This is a genomic window from Methylobacterium cerastii (assembly GCF_022179125.1).
GTDB lineage: Bacteria > Pseudomonadota > Alphaproteobacteria > Rhizobiales > Beijerinckiaceae > Methylobacterium > Methylobacterium cerastii.
Genome location: NZ_BPQG01000006.1, coordinates 23,778 through 40,538, shown reverse-complemented (window position 1 = coordinate 40,538; position 16,761 = coordinate 23,778). Strand labels below are relative to the sequence as shown.

The window sequence follows — 16,761 nt, the reverse complement described above, 5'->3', positions numbered from 1 at the left end:
CTTGGGCCGGAATTCCTCAATGCCGAGAATGATTTAAGCTCGGCCTTTCGAGCCTTGACACCCTGGGGCGCCGAAACTAAGGTGCGCCGCGCTTCAAGGAGGCAATCCGCCCGGTTTCGTTCCTCTCGCCAATGTGAGTTTTCGCTGTGAGCGGCAACGACGCAAGGGAGGAGGGTGAGACCGGACGGCCCGTGCCGCCCGACAGCGAACTCTCGGCGAGGCTCCGACGTCTCGAGACGCAGATCGAACGGAAGCGGCCCCCGGCCCCTCCCGCTCATCCGTCGCGTTCAGGGTCGTCCGGAAATCCCTCCGCCCTCGGGCAGGCCATGACGATCTCCACTGAGTTCGTCGCCGGCGTGATCGCGGGCGGGGTACTCGGCTGGATCTTCGATCGGATGCTCGGGACGAAGCCCTGGGGACTGATCGTCTTCCTGATGCTGGGGTTCGTCGCCGGCGTCTTCAACGTGATGCGGGCGTCCGGTTTCGCCGGGGCCCGTTCCGGACGGGACACCCCACGGGATCCGTGAGGGCGACCGGTGTCTTGTGACCAACGACCGGGTTCGGCCATGCGGGCCGCCGGCAGCGAAACGTGAGGGCGGAAGACGGCATGGCGGCCAGCATCGACCCGGGGCACTCCGTCGCCTTGCGACCGGATCCGATCCATCAGTTCGAGCTCAAGTCGATTCTGCCCTTCGGGCATCTCGGCCATCAGGAACTCGCGTTCACCCAGTCGGCGCTGTACATGTTCGCCGCCGTCGGCGTCATCGCGCTCCTGACGATCGTCGCGACCTCCAGCCGCTCGGTGGTGCCGGGCAGGATGCAGTCGCTGGCTGAGATCTTCTACGAGTTCATCGCCGACACCCTGCACCAGGCCACCGGCGACGGCGGCAAGCGCTTCATGCCGCTGGTGTTCTCGCTGTTCATGTTCGTGCTGATCCTCAACCTGTTCGGCATGATCCCCTACGCCTTCGCGGTGACGAGCCACCTCGTCGTCACCTTCGGCCTCGCGGCCCTGGTGATATCGGTCGTGGTGATCTACGGCGTGATGAAGCACGGCGCCCACTTCTTCGGCCTGTTCGTGCCGCAGGGCGTTCCGAAGCCGCTGCTGGCGCTTCTGGTGCCGATCGAGGTGATCTCGTTCATCTCGCGGCCGATCAGCTTGTCGGTGCGTCTGTTCGCCAACGTGCTCGCCGGGCACATCGCGATGAAGATCTTCGCATTCTTCGTCGTCGGGCTGCTTTCCGCAGGCGCATGGAGCGTGCTATCGCCCCTCCCGCTGTTCCTGACGATCGCGCTGACGGCCCTCGAATTCCTCGTTGCGGCGCTTCAGGCCTACGTCTTCGCGACGCTGACGGCGATCTACCTCAACGACGCGCTTCACCCCGGCCACTAACGGCCGGCTCCACCCGCGGCAAACGACGCACTCGTTTCTAGACACTTCAGGAGTTTTCTATGGATCCCGTCGCTGCGAAGTACATCGGCGCCGGCCTCGCTTGCCTCGGCATGGCCGGCGCGGGCATCGGCCTCGGAAATCTGTTCGGCCAGTTCCTGGCGGGCGCCCTTCGCAACCCCTCGGCCGCCGACGGCCAGCGCGCTACGCTGCTCCTCGGCTTCGCGCTGACGGAAGCGCTCGGCATCTTCTCGCTGCTGATCGCCCTGCTCCTGCTGTTCGCCGTCTGATCGACGTCGACATCGCCGCCGCGCCGTTCCAGGCCGCGGCGGCCGATCACCGGTGAGCGCTCCGCCCGTCGCGCGAGCGCTCGATTTCTTCCAAGGTCATACGGACGGGGCCATGGCGCAGCCGAATTCCCTCACCACACCGCCTCCCGGTTCCGACGTCCACATGGTGCCGGCCGGCGCCCCGGAGCCGGTGCATTCCGCTGCGTTCCCGCCCTTCGAGACCCACACCTTCCTGGCGCAGCTGATCTGGCTCGCCCTCGCCTTCGGCCTGCTCTACTGGCTGATGGCCAACATCGCCCTCCCGCGCATCCAGGGCATCCTGCACGACCGCTCCGCGCGACTCGCCGCCGACCTCGACCAGGCGCAGGCGATGAAGGCCGAGGCCGACGCCGCCGGCGAGGCCTACGCCAAGTCGCTGCGCGACGCGCAGGGCAAGGCCCGCGAGATCGCCCAGGGCACCCGCAACGACCTTGCCGCCGCCGCCGAGACCAAGCGAAAGGCGCTCGAGGCCGAGCTCAACCAGAAGATCGCAGCCTCCGAGGCGACGATCCAGAGCCGGACCCAGGAAGCCATGGGTAACGTGCGCTCCATCGCCAGCGAGACCGCCTCGGCGATCGTCGAGCGGCTGACGGGCCAGGCGCCGGACCAGGCCAGCCTCGACCGCGCCCTCGATTCCACCGCGACCGCGCACTGAGACGGAAGAACCCATCATGTTGATGACAGCGGAATTCTGGGTTGCCGTCGCGTTCGTCATTTTCATGGCGATCGTCTGGAAGGTCGGCGGCTTCGGGATCATGACCAAGGGCCTCGACGGCCGCGCCACCCGCGTCCGCCACGAGCTCGACGAGGCCAAGCGCCTGCGCGAGGAGGCGGCCGCCGTGCTCGCCGACTACAAGCGTCGCCGCACGGAAGCGGAGCGCGAGGCCGAGGCGATCATCTCGAGCGCCCGCGAGGAAGCCGAGCGCGCCGCAGCCGAAGGCCGCCAGCGCCTCGACGACTTCATCGCCCGCCGCACCAAGTCGGCCGAGACCAAGATCGCCCAGGCCGAGGCGAAGGCCCAGGCCGAAGTCCGCGCCGCCGCGGCCGACGCCGCGGTGAAGGTCTCCGAGACGATCCTGCGCGAGCGCATGCAGGGCGACGCCGCCCAGGCGCTGGTGCGTTCCAGCCTCGGCGAGATCCGGACCCGCATGCGGGCGTAAGCGCCGCATCACCGTGACGAACGGATCAAGCCGCCTTCGGGCGGCTTTTTCGTGTGCTTTCCAATGTGCGGAAGTCGTTCGAGCAGGCTTGTGCGTCGTTCGACGCCAGCGCAGTCGGACGCCCCCGCCGTTCGAGGAAGGGGCGTGCGACTGCGGGCTTAACTGACAAGACGACGATGAGTGGTGGGCGCCAGGCGCGGGTGGTTCAGCCTGCCGCGCCCATCACCGCGCGCAGCTTCGCGCGGTAGGTGTCGATGACCACGAGCTTACCGGCGCGCTCGGCGTGCCAGAACGTCCAGCCGTTGCAGGCGGGCAGGCCCTGGACCAGGGCCCCGACCTTGTGGATCGAGCCGATGGCGACGCCGACGTCGAGCTGGCCGTCCGGACGCACGGTCGCCTTGAAGCGGCGGCGCTCGTCGGTAAGCACGTCGCCGGCCTTGAGGTGCCCGGCCTCGACCACGGAGAGGAACGGCACCCGCGGCTCGGCGCGCTTGGTCGGCGCGACGAGGAGCGCAGCCCGCGACAGCGGCACGACCGCGTCGATGCGCCGACGCGCGGCCTCCGCGTAGACCTCTTCGCGCTCGCAGCCGATGAAGCGGCGGCCTAGCAGCTTGGCCACGGCGCCGGTGGTGCCGGTGCCGAAGAACGGGTCGAGCACCACGTCGCCGGGGTTAGTCGCCGAGAGCAGCGTGCGCGCCAGCAGCGCCTCGGGCTTCTGGGTCGGGTGGACCTTGTTGCCGTCGGCACCCTTGAGGCGCTCGTCCCCGGTGCAGAGCGGAATGAACCAGTCCGAGCGCATCTGGAGGTCTTCGTTCCCCCCTTTGAGCGCGTCGTAGTGGAAGGTGTAGCCTTTCGATTCGGCGGAGCGGGAGGCCCAGATCAGGGTCTCGTGCGCGTTGGTGAAGCGCTTGCCGCGGAAGTTCGGCATCGGGTTGGCCTTGCGCCAGACGATGTCGTTGAGGATCCAGAAACCAAGATCCTGCAGCGCGCTGCCGACGCGGAAGATGTTGTGGTACGAGCCGATGACCCACAGGGTGGCGTTCGGCTTCATCACCCGGCGGCAGGCGGTGAGCCAATCGCGGGTGAAGCTGTCGTAGCTGGCGAAGCTTGCAAACTTGTCCCAGTCGTCGTCGACGGCGTCGACCCGGCTCTGGTCCGGCCGCATCAGCGAGGCGTCGCCGAGCTGCAGGTTGTAGGGCGGGTCCGCGAAGACGCAATCGACAGAGGATGCCGGCAGGCGGTTCATCGCCTCGATGCAGTCGCCGACGAGGATCTCGTCGAGGGGAAGGCGCTGGACGGCGGGTACGAGACCCAACCGTGGTGCCGACGAAGCGCGCCCGGTACGCGAGACAAGTTTCCGGGCGGCGGCGTCGGCAACCACGGTACGCGGGGAAGCCATGGCAAACACCGGTTACGCGACTGACAGGCAGACTATGCCCCCGTTAAGGTAAAGGTCGGGTTTCCAATTTGCGGAACTTCATGTCCCGGTTTGGGGCTGGCTCTGCTTGCAAGCTCTCCGATCTGGTCGCCGTGCGTTGCGTTCACACGGATTTAACCTTTGCCGCCGGCGCGGTTTGCCTGGTCGACTCCGAACGCAATCCGCCCCGGCCGGAGCCGACACGGAGTGCGCAACGAAGTGATCGCAGCGTTGCAACTTCAGACATGGAAAAGGCCGCCCCTCCCGGGGCGGCCCTTTCATTCGGCAATCTAAAAAGAAATCACCCGCCGATGCGGTTGGCGAGGGTGGCCGAGTGGCCGTGCTCGTCGGCGATGTAGGGCAGCGCCTCATTGGCGAACTGGCGGCCTGCGGCGTTGTCGCCGTTGCGCGAGTAGGTCTCGTAGAGTGCCAGGGTGCGGGCGTCCGAGCGGGCCTGCTGGTCGATGTAGGTGCGGTCGAAGTCACGGCCGTTGCGGGCCGACTTCAGGCGCTCGATCCGGTTCTGGCCGTTCGGGCCGATCGCGACGCGGCGACCGGGCTCGGTCGGGCTGTTGTCGATGATGCCGACGCCGCCGAGCACGCCGCCGACGATGCTGGTGCCGAGGTTGGCGGCGATGGTCACCGGGGCGAGCACGAGGCCGACCGGGTTGTCGATGCGGGTGTCGAAGCCCTGGCGATCGGAGACGACGGTGCCGCCGCTGCTCAGCGACGTGCCCTCGGGCAGCAGCGCCTTGGTGGTGGCCTCACGCTCGGTGATCACGCGGTTGGCGTAGTTGCGGACCCGAGGGTTGCGCGAACGCTCCAGGGCGATGCGGCTCGACTCGATGCTGACGGCGTCCGAGCGAAGCGCCTCGGCGCGGAACTCGGGGGTGTCGGTGCCGGCGGCGCCGACGCCGCGCTCGAACGGCGAGACGCGGATCGGAAGGGCGTCCTGCGCGAAGGCGGGGGCGGTCAGCGCGGCGAGCGAGAGGCCGAGCACGGCGAGGGTGGCGGTACGCTTCATAGGATGACGATCCTTTTTGTGGTTCGCCGGCACGTCGAGGCGCCAGGGCGATTGCCGGCACAACAACCTGCGTGTCCGCCTGTTCCGCACCTGCGAAGCTTAAAGCCAAGCTTGCGACGCATATCAGCCTACAGAGTTCGCCGTTCGCGAGCTTGTGAGAGGAGTGGCGGAACCCTGATTAATCGTTCTAACAGGATGACTTATGCGAGAACCGGGGGCTTCGCCTGCTTGCCCTACCTACCTGATTCAATGCATTCAATGCATAGCTGCGAGTGGTAGACGACATGCGAGCCCTCTGCTGGATGGTCTCAGTTCCCGGCAAACCGCACGGCGGTCGCGCAAGCGCGGAGGAAAACCCTACGCCTCGGGCTCGGCGTCGGTGAAGAGGCCGACCTGGGTGATCGGATCACGCTTCGGCACGGGAAACCCCATGTGCTCGAAGGCGCGCCGGGTCAGCACCCGTCCGCGTGGCGTGCGCTGCACGAAGCCCTGCTGGAGCAGGTAGGGTTCGATGATGTCCTCGATCGCATCGCGGGGCTCGGAAAGCGCGGCGGCGATGGTCTCGATCCCCACGGGGTTGCCGCCGAACGAGACCGCCAGCAGGGTCAGGTACTTGCGGTCCATCACGTCGAGGCCGACCGGGTCGACGTCGAGCAGCTTCAGCGCCCTGTCTGCGATCGCGCGCGTCACGGTCGGCGCCTCGGCGACCACGGCGAAGTCGCGCACCCGGCGCAGCAGGCGGCCGGCGATGCGCGGCGTGCCGCGGGCGCGTCGCGCGATCTCGTTGGCGCCGTCGTCCGACATGCCGAGCCCGAGCACGCGCGCACCGCGGGAGACGATGAGCTGAAGCTCGTCGATGTCGTAGAACTCGAGCCGGATCGGGATGCCGAAGCGGTCGCGCAGCGGCGTCGTCAGCAGGCCGGCGCGGGTGGTGGCGCCCACCAGCGTGAACTTCGGCAGCTCGATCTTCACGGAGCGGGCGGCCGGCCCCTCGCCGATGATCAGGTCGAGCTGGTAATCCTCCATCGCGGGATAGAGGATCTCCTCCACAGCCGGGTTGAGACGGTGGATCTCGTCGATGAAGAGCACGTCGCGCTCTTCGAGGTTGGTGAGCTGGGCCGCGAGGTCTCCGGCCTTGGCGATCACCGGCCCCGACGTCGAGCGGAAGTTCACCCCGAGCTCGCGCGCGACGATCTGCGCCAGCGTGGTCTTGCCCAGGCCCGGCGGCCCGACGAACAGGACGTGGTCGAGCGCCTGGCCGGTCATCTTCGCGGCCTGGATGAAGACCTCCATGTTGGCGCGCGCCGCCCGCTGGCCGATGAACTCGGACAGGCTCAGCGGACGGATGGTCTGATCGACGTCGTCAGCCCGCTTCTCCGGGTCGAGGATCGCGCTGGTCAGGGGTTTCGGCTTACTCATGGAGCCTCGGCTGGGGATGCGATCCTCCTAACCCGCGGCCGGCGCGATGTCTAAGCGCGGCGGCCGCTCGCCAGGTCGTCCCCTCTTATCGCTTCCGACGGCGCCACCACGCGACGAGGTCGGCCCAGGTCGCCTCGATCCAGCGGGCGGACTTTTCGAGCGGCACCTTCAGCCCGGGCACGTCCTGCGCCAGCAGCGCGAGGCCGAGCGGAAGCATCCACAAGCCGAGCACCGGCAGGATCGAGAAGATTCCGCCGAGGATGAACAGCAGCGCGGCCCCGACCCGCAGCCACACCCGCGACGGCTCGCGCAGCCAGTCGACCATGCGCCGCAAGGGATCGGGCAGTTTCTCGGAGAGACGCGAGACGCGCGCGTCCCAATCGTCCGGTGTCGGTTCCATCACCCAGGAACGCACAAGGCGCGAAAACGACGACTCGTTTTTTGGTCAGCGCGGGCGGGACGGCGGGATTCCTCGCTGCTCGCCCATCGAAGCCTGCAAAAACGGACGCCCAATCAGTAGCCCAACGCCAACCCCGTGTTCCGCCGCGGGTCGTTCGCCCCGTAGAACCGGTTCGCGCCGACGGCCTTGCCGCCCAGCACCGGCGCGCCGATCAGGATCGTAGCGAGGTGGTTGGCCGGCTGCGAGCCGGCGAAGTGGTGGCCCATGCCCTCCAGGATCTTGCGGGTGTCCGGCGAGAGCGCGAACCGCTCCACGTTGGTCACGTCGGGCATCCACTGGTTGTGGATGCGGGGCGCGTCGGCGGCCTCCTGCACGTTCATGCCGTAATCGACGACGTTGAGGATGCTTTGCAGCACGACCGTCGGGATGCGGCTGCCGCCCGGCGTCCCGGTGACGAGGACCGGCTTGCCGTCCTTCGAGACGATGGTCGGGCTCATCGAGCTGAGCGGCGTCTTGCCAGGCGCGATGGCGTTGGCCTTGCCCTGCACCAGGCCGTAGATGTTGGGCACCCCGACCTTGGCGGTGAAGTCGTCCATCTCGTCGTTGAGCAGCACGCCGGTGCCCGGCACGGTGATGCGTGCGCCGAACCAGTCGTTGAGGGTGTAGGTCACCGACACGGCGTTTCCGGCGCCGTCGACGATCGAATAATGCGTCGTGTTGCTGCCCTCGTGCGGGGCGACGCCCGGCCTTAGCGCGCTCGACACCCCGGCCTTGGCCGGGTCGATCGCGGCGCGGATGGTGGCGGCGTAGGCCTTGTCGGTGAGGCGCCGCGTCGGGTTGTCGACGAAGTCTGGGTCGCCGAGGTAGCTGTTGCGGTCGACGTAGGCGTGGCGCATCGCCTCGATCTCGTAGTGGATCGCCTGCGCCGAGCCCCAGCCGAGTTCCCCGAGGGGATAGCCTTCGAGGATGTTCAGCATCTCGCAGATGACGACGCCGCCCGAGCTCGGCGGCGGCGCCGAGATCACGCGATAGCCGCGATAGTCGCATTCCACCGGCGCCATCTCGCGGGTGCGGTAGCGGTCGAGGTCGGCCTGGACGATGAGCCCCTTGCCGGCCTGGCTCGAGGCGACGATCGCGTCGCCGACGCGGCCCGCGTAGAAGCCCGCCGGACCTTGCTCGGCGATGGCGCGCAGCGTACCCGCGAGGTCCGGCTGCACCAGCTTTCCGCCCGCCTGGAACGACGCGCCCGCATCGAGGAAGATCGCGGCGGAGGCCGGGTCCTTGCGCAGGTCGGGGCTCGCGATCGCGAACATGTCGGCATCGCCCTGCTTGAGCACGAAGCCGCCCTCGGCGTAGGCGATGGCCGGGGCGATCAGGTCGGCCCGCGACATCGTCCCGTACTTCTCGCGCGCCGTCTCCAGGCCCGAGACGGTGCCGGGCACCGCGACGGCGAGCGGACCGCTGACGCTCAAGCCCTTGATGACGTTGCCGTCCTTGTCGAGGTACATGTCGCGGGTCGCGGCCAGCGGCGCCTTCTCGCGGAAGTCGAGTAAGGTCCGGCGCCCGTCGGCGAGCTGAACGGTCATGAAGCCGCCGCCGCCGAGGTTGCCAGCGGCCGGGTAGACCACCGCCAGCGCGTAGCCGACGGCGACCGCCGCATCAATGGCGTTGCCGCCGCGCTTCAGCACGTCGACGCCGACCTGCGTCGCGAGGTACTGGGCGGTGACGACCATGCCGTGCTCGGCGACCGCCGGTGCGACGGAGGCGGCGCTGGCGGGCTCGGCCGCCGTCGCGAACGTCAGCAGCGCCATCGCGGCCACCGCGCGACGCCCCCGGGGCGATGTCCGATCGGTGGTGGCCTTCGTTCCGTCCGTTTGATCCAAGCGCATCGTCGCTCCGAGCCGTCATGGTGAAGGTGGCATGGACGGCGAAGGCCGGCTCCCCGTCAACCGGGGCTGTACAAGATCGGGCCACGGATCGCGTCCGCCGTCTCGCAAGCCGCGTTCCGCGACTTCGATCCGCGCTGGGCTTGGAGAAACGGCTCCCGCTGGCCTCGGCCCCGCGCCACCTGTTAAGAGGCCCATCGACGGGCGGCCCGCCAGAGGCTCGCCCCGACGGAGGAACGATGCCTCGCTTTATTCTCCCCATCGCCGGAGCCGTGCTGATCGCCATGACCGCTGCCGCCAACGCCGACTACACCACCCTCCCCTCCGGCCTGAAGTATCAGGATGAAGTCGTGGGCGCCGGCCCCGAGCCGAAGGCCGGCCAGAAGGTGACCGTGCAGTACACCGGCTGGCTCGACGACGCCGGCAAGAAGGGCAAGAAGTTCGATTCCTCGCGGGACCGCAACCAGCCCTTCACCTTCACCCTCGGCGCCGGCCAGGTGATCCAGGGTTGGGACCTCGGCGTCGCCACAATGAAGCAGGGCGGCAAGCGCACCCTGGTGATCCCGGCCGAGCTCGGCTACGGCGCCCGCGGCGCCGGCGGCATCATCCCACCCGGCGCGACGCTGATCTTCGACGTCGAGCTGCTCGGCGCGAAGTAAGGCAGACGGCTCGGCGGCGGGAAAGGTCGGCCCAGAATGCTGTTCGCGCAGCTTCCCGACGACCTGTTCCGGCCGCTGGCCTCGCCGAGCCGCGCGTTCAACGCGGCGCTGCTGCTGCACCTGCACCGGAAGGTGATGGGCACCAGCCCCGACCCGGTGCGCAAGGCGGAGCTGCTGGCCGCCATCGGCGACTTCTCCGCCGAGTGGGCGCTCGATCAGCAATCCGACGACGAGCCGGTGCCCATCGATCCGATCGAGCGCCGCTCGGCCCTTTTTCGGCGCTTCCTCGAGACCGGCTGGCTGATCGAGCGGCGCGAGCGCTACGTGCCGGTGGTCGACTTCGACCCGGAGGCGCGGCTCCTGCTCGAGGAGCTGTCGCGGATGGAGCGCGGCGAGACCCGCTCCTACGGCGCCGCCATCCTCGACGTGCTCGGCAGCCTGGAGAGTGCGATCGCCAACCCGGCCGACCGCTCGGAGGCGCTCGGCAATGCGGCGCGCGCGGCGCAGGCCTTCCTCGGCCACGTGCGGGGGCTGGCCGGCGCGATGCGCAAGATCGAGGAGCGCATCCTCCACGAGGAGGACATGCGCGCGGCCTTCCGCCTCTACTTCGAGGACTTCGTCGAGCGCCACCTGATCAGCGACTACCGGACGCTGAACACCCGCTACAACCCGTTCCGCTTCCGCTCGGCCATCGTGCGGGAGGCCGGACGCGCGCTTCGCGACCCGCTGCTGATCCGGGCGCTGGCCGAGGCGATCCTGCGCGAGGGCCGGGCGGCGGAGCTGCGCACCGCCGAGCGCGGGGTGCGCGCCGACCTCACCCAGATCCTGTCGATTTTCGAAGGCCTCGACCGGCACCTCGACGCCGTCGACGACGTGGTCGCGCGGATGGAACGCCGGATCGCGGCCGCCGTGCGCTACATGGACCGGCCGGATTCGGCGGGCATCGAGCGCACCGCGGCGGCGCTCCGCGCGGTCGGCGCGGCCGCGGGCGCGCCGGACGTGGCGCCGGCGATATCGCTCCTGCGGCCGCCGATCGGCACGCCGCACCTGTCGATCCCGCGCGGGCGCAAGGCGCCGATCGAGCTGGAGGCGCTGCCGGATTTCGAGATCGATCCGGCGATCGAGGCCTTCGTCGAGGCGAAGGCCGCCTACCGCCGGCGCACCACCGTGACGGCGGAAACGATGACCGCCTTCCTCGACCGCCATCTCGGATTGGACGGGACTCTGCGCGGCTCGGCGATCGCGGTGGCCGACGTCGACGCCTTCGTGGTGTTCCAGCGCCTGCGCGAGATCGACGTGCTGTTCGAGGGCGCCCTCGGCACCCGTTACGCCGTGTCGCGGGTGGAGGGGCGCCTCTCGAACGGGTGGCTCGATTGCCCCGACTTCGTCATCCGCCGCACCTCTAGCGATCGGCATGCGGGCGACCGACCCGCAGGGAATCGGCATGCTTGAGCCGTTCCGCGCCATCATCGACGGCGAGGAGACGCCGCCGCCCGGCGCCCGTGCGCCCGACGTGGAGGAGCTGACCCGGGCGCTCGCGGTGCTGCTGAAGGGCCAGGTGATCTATTCGAACACCCCCGGCATCGGCCGCAGCTACGAGCTCGCCCGGCACTATGCGCCGTTCTTCACCGACTACTTCGCCTGCCTCGGCTACGCGCTGACCGTTTCCCACCGCGACCAGATGGTTTCGCTGACCCTCGCGCCGGACGGGCCGCGCCACGACATCGTCGCCGAGCGCCTGCGCAAGGACGAGACCCTGGTGCTGCTGGCGTTGCGCCTGATCTACGAGGAGGGCCTGCGCGACCACCGCGTTTCCACAGACGGCCTGGTCGAGGCCACCACCGACGACGTCACCGAGCGCATCCGCACCGCAGCCCGCAACGACCCGCCGGAGGAGACGCGGCTGATCGAGATCCTCCGTCTCGTCGCCCGCCGCGGCGGCCTCCGGCTGGGCGAGCGCGACCGGGCCGAGCGCGTCACCCCGGTGAGCGTGCTGCCCGGCATCCTCGTGCTTGCCTCAGATGCGTGGCTCGACCGGCTTCGCGCGTGGTTGGAGGCCGGTGAGGCGTAAGGGTCAGGGCCTCTCCGCGTGCGGCGGGGGAACGAGCGTGCGCAAGGCCTCGAAGTAGCGTCGCCCGAGGATACGCTGCGAGGCGGCATCGAAGTGGATCCTGTCGCCCGCGTTGCCGGCGAGTCCGTCCGCGGAGACGTTGGTCGTCAGCGCGACGGCGTCGGAAAGATGCGCGAGCGCATCGAGGATCGCGAGCCGTGCCGGGCTCGACGTCACCCAGTCCGGCTCGAAACCGCCTGTCACGAACGGCACCTGGCGCGCGCCGCCGATGCGGGCGCGGAAAGCGGCGACGGTGCGGGCGAGCCGGGCGGCGTAGTCCGGACCGGACAAGGCGCCGGCGTCGGCCTCGCCCTGGTGCCAGAGAATCGCGGCGAGGCACGCGTTCGGCGCCGCGTCGAGTGCGGCCCGTGTCCGCCGCACCGCGCCCTCGAACAGATCGTCGCCGGGGTTCCAGTGGCCGTTGGCGAACCCGGTGCCGCCGACGGCCGCGGGTACGAGCAGGATGCGGCGGCCCGGCGGGCGCGTGGCGATGTAGGCGCGGGCGAAGCTCAACCCCAGGCCGACCCGCCCCGCGGCCGGGCCGGGATGCAGGAGCGGATCGATCGCAGGCACGATCCGGCCCCGGCTGCCGGCCTGGCTCCATTGGACGATGCGGGGATCGGGCATGCCGTCGAGGGTCGCGTCGAAGCCGAGGCCGAACCCAACCATGTTCGACTGTCCGGCGAGCAGCACCACGTCGGTGCCCCGGCCCCGATCGGTCGAACTGCACACGGCCGCCGCCGCAGACGACGCCAGCGCGAGGCCGATGAGAGACCAAAGACCGAGCTTCGAGGCCCACCGAGAACCCGTCCGATGCACCCTCGATGTCATGGTCGCCGTGCCCGCGCCCTCGGGATCGAGGGACCTTCGGTCCCGCTCTACACCGAAAACCGGTGCGGGCGCCGTCGTGCGTGGTGCGGGCGCCCTTGCGTCTGCCCGCGCGGTTGGCCAACTGGGCGCCCTCTCACCCGGATCGGACCCGCCCCCGGTGTACCGTCTCACCGACATCGCCCTTTCGAACTGGTATCTCATCCGGCGCGAGCAAATCCGGATTCGGGGCGCGGCGGCGCTCGTCGGGCCGACGGGGGCCGGCAAGTCGACGATCTTCGATGCGGTCGGCACGGTGCTCGCCGGCAACAACGCAAGCCGGCTCGCCCTGAACGCCTCGGCCTCGGGCCGCAGCGCGCGCACCGTGCGCGACTATTGCCTCGGCTGGATCAGCGATCCGGCCGAGGGCGGCCGCCCGACGCGCGAGGCCTGCGAGACCGTCATCGCCCTAGTGTTCGAGAACGCGGCGACCGGGCGCACGGTCTCGTTCGGGCTGGCTCTGGCGGCGCGCGCGAGCGACCAGAAGGAGGAGGTGCTCTCCCGCTTCATCGCCACCGGCCACCGCTTCGAGATCGGCGACTACCTCCGCACCAATTCCGAGGGCAGCTTCACCGCGCCCTGGACCGAGATCGCCAAGGACCTGCGGGTGCGCACCGAGCGCTTCGAGGAGTTCCGCTCGTCGGGCGAGCGCTTCACGGCGGAAGTGCTGGCGACGCTTCGCGAAGGCGCGCCCGCGCCTGACCCGCGCCACTTCCTGCGCACGTTCTCGAACGCCGTCGCGTTCAAGCCGATCTTCGATTCGAGCGCCTTCGTGCGCAGCTTCGTCCTCGATCCTGAACCGCTCGACGTCGCCCGCGTCCGGCAATCGGTGGAGAACTGGCGCCGCCTGCTGGAGACGATCGAGGAGCTGGAGGTCAAGCTCGCGCGGCTGAAGCGCCTCGCCGGGCGCTACGAATCCTGGGCCGACGCGGTGCTCGCCTCCGGCATCCACGAGGCCCGCGCGGCGACCGCCGAACTGCGTCGCCGCTGCCACGACCTCGTCGCCGTGCGGACCAAGCTCCGGGCCGGGGCCGAGGCCCTGCGCATCGCCCGCGAGAGCGTCGGCACGAGCCGCGGCTTCGTCCGCGACATCGACGGGGAGATCGCCGAGAAGAAAGCCCTCGTCGTCGGCGGGGCGACCGACGGGCGCCTGGCCGCCTCGACCATCGGCCTATCGATGCTGGAGCGCGACCGGCGGGACCTAGCGGCCCGCGTCGCCGACCTCGTCGGCCTCGTCGGACAGATGGGCAAGCTCCAGGCGGTCGCGCCGGTGTTGCGCCAGGTGGCGCCGCAGGCGGCGCGCCTCGCCGAGGCCTGCGCCCGCTCGGGGCTGCGCCGCGAGGCGCCGCCCGAGGAGACCTTGCGCCTCGACGGCCCGTTGGCCGACCTGATCGAGGGCCTGCTTCGCCTCCCCGAGTTCGACGAGGCCCTCGACCGGGCCGCCGAGGACACGGCGCTGAAGGCGCGCGCGCAGGAAAGCGAGGCCGAGCGCACGGCCCCTGCGCCCGCGTCCGGGCACGCCGCGCGACTCTCGTCCGACACGGTCGCCTTCCGGATGGAGCTGGCGCGCCGCAACATCGATGCGGTGCCGGTCTGCGAGCTTGCCGAGATCGTCGATCCGCATTGGGGGCCGGCGCTCGAAGGCCTGCTCGGCCGGGCGCGCGAGGCGCTGGTGGTCGCCCCCGATCGCCTGGAAGAAGCGCTGGGCGTGCTTCAGGGCAACCGCGACCGCTTCAGCCGCTGCATCCTGGTGAAGACCACCGACACCGCCGGCCAGCGCGCGCGGCGCTTCGACGACGGGCCACTCTCGGTAATCGAGACCGACGACCCCCACGCCGCCGCCTTCCTCGGCGTGCGGCTCGGCGGCTACGACCTCGCGCGCGACGACGCCGAGCTGCGCCGGATGAGCCGCGCGGTGGCGCCGAGCGGGCGCACCACCGCGGGCATGGCCTACTCGGTCACCCGTTCGGTCGACCTGCTGATGACCCGGGGCCAGCGCGGGCCCACCGCCGAAAGCCGGCGCAACCACGAGATCGCCGTCACGGAAGCCAAGCGCCTGCGCGGCGAGGCCGTGGTCCTGCGCGAGGCGGCGCGGACGGCGGCGGCGATCCGGGCGCGGATCGCCCGCGGCGTCGAGGATTGCGACGCCCTGCGGGAGGAGATCGACGGGATCGAAGGCCGCAAGCGTACCCTTGCCACCGAGCGCGAGGCGATCGAGAAGCGCGACACCGCCGGGCTCGCCGAGGAGATCAAGGCGCTCACCGCCGAGCGCATCGCGTATCTGCGTGAGCTGTCCGAGGTGCTGGAGCCGAAGCTCGACGGCCTGCTTGCGGAGGAGGCCGGCCTGCGGGCGCGGCTCGGGGCGGGGCGCGAGGCGGCGCGGGCCGCCTTCGTCGCTCGGCGGAGCAGCCTGCACCGGCTCGCCAGCGGGGACGCCCTGCGCATCCGCATGGTGCGCGGCCGGGTGTTCTCGGCGGCCCCTGTCCACGCGATCCGAAGCGAGCTGTCCGGGCTGGAGGCGAAGGCGATCTCGGCCGCGGCGTCGGCCGAGCGCGGCCTCGCGCAGGAGGCGGCCGAGAGCGCCCGCTCACACGGACGCGCGGCGGAGCGGGATCTGGCGGAGTATTGCGCCCAGTGGCGGATCGACAACCCGCTCGGGCGCGGCGACGGCAATCGCGGCGATCAGCCGGCGACCCTGGGCTACGCCTGGGTCCGGCGCGAGCACGACGAGGTCGAGGGCCACGAGCTGCGCCGCTACCGCGCCCAGGCCGAGCGCGCCACCGACGAGATGCGCCGGCTGATGACCGAGGACCTGCTGACGCGGCTGGCCGACAAGTTCGAGCGCGTCCGCGCCCGCCTCGACGCCCTCAACGAGCGGCTCTCGACCCAGCGCTTCACCGGCCAGACCTACGCCTTCGAGGCGACCGTCGATCGCCGCTACGCCGCCGTGCACGCCTTGGCGACCGAGGTGGCGCGCTCGCCCGACGCCGCGCAGGCGCTGCTGCCCGACGACGGCGAGGGTCCGATGGCGGCGGCTTTGGCGGAGGTCACCGCCCTGATCTCGGGGGCCGAGGACGCGGCGCGGCTCGCCGACTACCGCAACTACTTCGTCTACGAGATCGGGATGCGGGACGGGGCCGGCAACCGCACGACGATGTCGAGCCGGGCGCTGCGCGGATCGGGCGGCGAAGCGCAGGCGCCGTTCTACGTGGCGATCGCCGCCTCGCTCGCCAGCGCCTACTATCCCGGCGACCGGCCGGGCGACGAGAATCCCGGTTTCGGCCTATGCCTGCTCGACGAGGCGTTCTCGAAGCTCGACGTGCGCAACAGCCAAGCGCTGGTCGACCTCTATGCGGCGTGGGGGCTGCAACTGCTGATCGCCGCCCCGGAGGACAAGCGCACGACCCTGACCGAGGTGATGGACACCATCGTCACCGTCTACAAGAGCCCGGACCTCGCCTCGGTGCGGATCGAATCCGAGCACCCGCTGGAGGCGGCCAAGCGTGCCCTGCACGCGATCAATCCGGAACGGTACGACGACGATCGCGATGCGGCCGAATAGGTGGCGCGGTGCGAATTAGGCACCGCCGGCACGAGAACGATCGGGAGAACGTCCGGCCAGCGGTGCCAGCCAGACGAGAGGGGGGAACTCATCAAGCCGGCTTCAACTTAAAATAAGCAAGCCCAGCCGGCATTCACATTTGTCAAAACGGCGCCGACAAAACGCGCCGTCGTCCCACTTATCCACCGGCCGCCCTCCCCGACCCCTCGTCGTGAAGGTGGAGGGCCGGAAAGGCGGGTCGCACAGGGGCTTAGTTGAGGTAGGTGCGGATCCAGTTCGGGGACAGGATCTCGCCCTCCTCCGTGATGATCCAGGGCTGCTTGGCCGGGTCGGTCAGCGCGCCGGCTGCGGCGGCGATCGCCTCGCGCAGGGTGCCGTAGCGCTCGGGCTGCGCCAGCGGCGAGGTTGCCGGCAGGGTGCGCCAGATCGTCAGGTCGGCGGGTCGTTCGAGAGCCTCGGTTTCCATCTCACTCTTTTCCTTCCGAAACGGCATCGTCCGTTCAGGCGTCCGCAGCCGACGCGAGGGTCGGCCGACCAG

16 protein-coding genes are annotated in these 16,761 nt (G+C 70.1%); 9 read left to right on the top strand and 7 right to left on the bottom strand.

Annotated features, from left to right (window positions below; translation table 11 throughout):
- Window positions 1-146: 146 nt before the first annotated feature.
- The 5 genes from MFF13_RS02250 to MFF13_RS02230 all read left to right on the top strand — a co-directional run bounded on the left by MFF13_RS02250 (window position 147) and on the right by MFF13_RS02230 (window position 2,879).
- Entirely contained in the window at window positions 147-527 is a 381-nt protein-coding gene (locus tag MFF13_RS02250) for an AtpZ/AtpI family protein (RefSeq protein ID WP_147813650.1), read from the top strand.
- A gap of 80 nt (window positions 528-607) precedes the next feature.
- Window positions 608-1,393: a F0F1 ATP synthase subunit A gene (locus MFF13_RS02245; protein WP_147750601.1), complete on the top strand. Its 786-nt coding sequence runs from the start codon at window positions 608-610 to the stop codon at window positions 1,391-1,393.
- 59 nt (window positions 1,394-1,452) lie between these two features.
- Window positions 1,453-1,680 (top strand): F0F1 ATP synthase subunit C, encoded by a 228-nt coding sequence (locus MFF13_RS02240; protein ID WP_007566773.1) that lies wholly within the window; start codon window positions 1,453-1,455, stop codon window positions 1,678-1,680.
- Between the two features lie 112 nt (window positions 1,681-1,792).
- On the top strand, window positions 1,793-2,374 hold the full coding sequence (locus tag MFF13_RS02235; RefSeq protein ID WP_147750602.1) for a F0F1 ATP synthase subunit B family protein: 582 nt from the start codon (window positions 1,793-1,795) through the stop codon (window positions 2,372-2,374).
- A 19-nt stretch (window positions 2,375-2,393) separates the two neighbouring features.
- A complete protein-coding gene (locus MFF13_RS02230) occupies window positions 2,394-2,879 on the top strand; it encodes a F0F1 ATP synthase subunit B family protein (RefSeq protein ID WP_187273579.1) in 486 nt (161 codons plus the stop codon).
- Between the two features lie 205 nt (window positions 2,880-3,084).
- Here the strand turns inward: MFF13_RS02230 and MFF13_RS02225 are convergent, their stop codons facing one another.
- The 5 genes from MFF13_RS02225 to ggt form a co-directional block, all read right to left on the bottom strand.
- On the bottom strand, window positions 3,085-4,278 hold the full coding sequence (locus MFF13_RS02225; protein ID WP_147762697.1) for a site-specific DNA-methyltransferase: 1,194 nt from the start codon (window positions 4,276-4,278) through the stop codon (window positions 3,085-3,087).
- Between the two features lie 319 nt (window positions 4,279-4,597).
- Window positions 4,598-5,320 (bottom strand): DUF4142 domain-containing protein, encoded by a 723-nt coding sequence (locus tag MFF13_RS02220; RefSeq protein WP_147750605.1) that lies wholly within the window; start codon window positions 5,318-5,320, stop codon window positions 4,598-4,600.
- A gap of 357 nt (window positions 5,321-5,677) precedes the next feature.
- Window positions 5,678-6,739 carry a Holliday junction branch migration DNA helicase RuvB gene (gene ruvB / locus MFF13_RS02215; protein WP_147750606.1) on the bottom strand — a complete coding sequence of 354 codons (1,062 nt, stop codon included), beginning with the start codon at window positions 6,737-6,739 and terminating at the stop codon, window positions 5,678-5,680.
- An 85-nt stretch (window positions 6,740-6,824) separates the two neighbouring features.
- Window positions 6,825-7,139: a hypothetical protein gene (locus MFF13_RS02210; protein ID WP_147762696.1), complete on the bottom strand. Its 315-nt coding sequence runs from the start codon at window positions 7,137-7,139 to the stop codon at window positions 6,825-6,827.
- Between the two features lie 113 nt (window positions 7,140-7,252).
- Window positions 7,253-8,950, bottom strand: a complete 1,698-nt coding sequence (ggt, locus tag MFF13_RS02205; protein WP_238270615.1) for a gamma-glutamyltransferase — start codon at window positions 8,948-8,950, stop codon at window positions 7,253-7,255.
- Window positions 8,951-9,264: 314 nt separating this feature from the next.
- On the opposite strand from ggt, the gene MFF13_RS02200 reads away from it, so the two are divergent.
- The 3 genes from MFF13_RS02200 to MFF13_RS02190 are packed head-to-tail and all read left to right on the top strand — an operon-like array spanning window position 9,265 to window position 11,755.
- Window positions 9,265-9,684: an FKBP-type peptidyl-prolyl cis-trans isomerase gene (locus MFF13_RS02200; RefSeq protein WP_147750609.1), complete on the top strand. Its 420-nt coding sequence runs from the start codon at window positions 9,265-9,267 to the stop codon at window positions 9,682-9,684.
- Window positions 9,685-9,720: 36 nt separating this feature from the next.
- Window positions 9,721-11,136: a Wadjet anti-phage system protein JetA family protein gene (locus tag MFF13_RS02195; RefSeq protein ID WP_147762694.1), complete on the top strand. Its 1,416-nt coding sequence runs from the start codon at window positions 9,721-9,723 to the stop codon at window positions 11,134-11,136.
- Window positions 11,129-11,755 (top strand): DUF4194 domain-containing protein, encoded by a 627-nt coding sequence (locus tag MFF13_RS02190; RefSeq protein WP_147762693.1) that lies wholly within the window; start codon window positions 11,129-11,131, stop codon window positions 11,753-11,755. The genes MFF13_RS02195 and MFF13_RS02190 overlap by 8 nt, the downstream gene beginning before the upstream one ends.
- Before the next feature lie 3 nt (window positions 11,756-11,758).
- On the opposite strand, the gene MFF13_RS02185 is transcribed toward MFF13_RS02190, so the two are convergent.
- Window positions 11,759-12,526 (bottom strand): sialate O-acetylesterase, encoded by a 768-nt coding sequence (locus tag MFF13_RS02185; protein ID WP_187273575.1) that lies wholly within the window; start codon window positions 12,524-12,526, stop codon window positions 11,759-11,761.
- 256 nt (window positions 12,527-12,782) lie between these two features.
- Between MFF13_RS02185 and MFF13_RS02180 the strand changes: the two genes are divergently transcribed.
- Window positions 12,783-16,223, top strand: a complete 3,441-nt coding sequence (locus MFF13_RS02180; RefSeq protein ID WP_238270604.1) for an SbcC/MukB-like Walker B domain-containing protein — start codon at window positions 12,783-12,785, stop codon at window positions 16,221-16,223.
- Window positions 16,224-16,473: 250 nt separating this feature from the next.
- On the opposite strand, the gene MFF13_RS02175 is transcribed toward MFF13_RS02180, so the two are convergent.
- Complete coding sequence (locus tag MFF13_RS02175; protein ID WP_147750614.1) at window positions 16,474-16,689, bottom strand: hypothetical protein; 216 nt, start codon at window positions 16,687-16,689, stop codon at window positions 16,474-16,476.
- Window positions 16,690-16,761 lie beyond the last annotated feature (72 nt).

Excerpts from the sequence above, each read along its gene's own strand:
- MFF13_RS02190 (WP_147762693.1), top strand. The coding sequence starts at position 11,129 with ATGCTTGAGCCGTTCCGCGCCATCATCGACGGCGAGGAGACGCCGCCG.
- MFF13_RS02210 (WP_147762696.1), bottom strand. The coding sequence starts at position 7,139 with ATGGAACCGACACCGGACGATTGGGACGCGCGCGTCTCGCGTCTCTCC.
- MFF13_RS02245 (WP_147750601.1), top strand. The coding sequence starts at position 608 with ATGGCGGCCAGCATCGACCCGGGGCACTCCGTCGCCTTGCGACCGGAT.
- MFF13_RS02240 (WP_007566773.1), top strand. The coding sequence starts at position 1,453 with ATGGATCCCGTCGCTGCGAAGTACATCGGCGCCGGCCTCGCTTGCCTC.
- MFF13_RS02175 (WP_147750614.1), bottom strand. The coding sequence starts at position 16,689 with ATGGAAACCGAGGCTCTCGAACGACCCGCCGACCTGACGATCTGGCGC.
- MFF13_RS02225 (WP_147762697.1), bottom strand. The coding sequence starts at position 4,278 with ATGGCTTCCCCGCGTACCGTGGTTGCCGACGCCGCCGCCCGGAAACTT.
- MFF13_RS02235 (WP_147750602.1), top strand. The coding sequence starts at position 1,793 with ATGGCGCAGCCGAATTCCCTCACCACACCGCCTCCCGGTTCCGACGTC.
- MFF13_RS02200 (WP_147750609.1), top strand. The coding sequence starts at position 9,265 with ATGCCTCGCTTTATTCTCCCCATCGCCGGAGCCGTGCTGATCGCCATG.
- ggt (WP_238270615.1), bottom strand. The coding sequence starts at position 8,950 with ATGGCGCTGCTGACGTTCGCGACGGCGGCCGAGCCCGCCAGCGCCGCC.
- MFF13_RS02195 (WP_147762694.1), top strand. The coding sequence starts at position 9,721 with ATGCTGTTCGCGCAGCTTCCCGACGACCTGTTCCGGCCGCTGGCCTCG.
- ruvB (WP_147750606.1), bottom strand. The coding sequence starts at position 6,739 with ATGAGTAAGCCGAAACCCCTGACCAGCGCGATCCTCGACCCGGAGAAG.
- MFF13_RS02220 (WP_147750605.1), bottom strand. The coding sequence starts at position 5,320 with ATGAAGCGTACCGCCACCCTCGCCGTGCTCGGCCTCTCGCTCGCCGCG.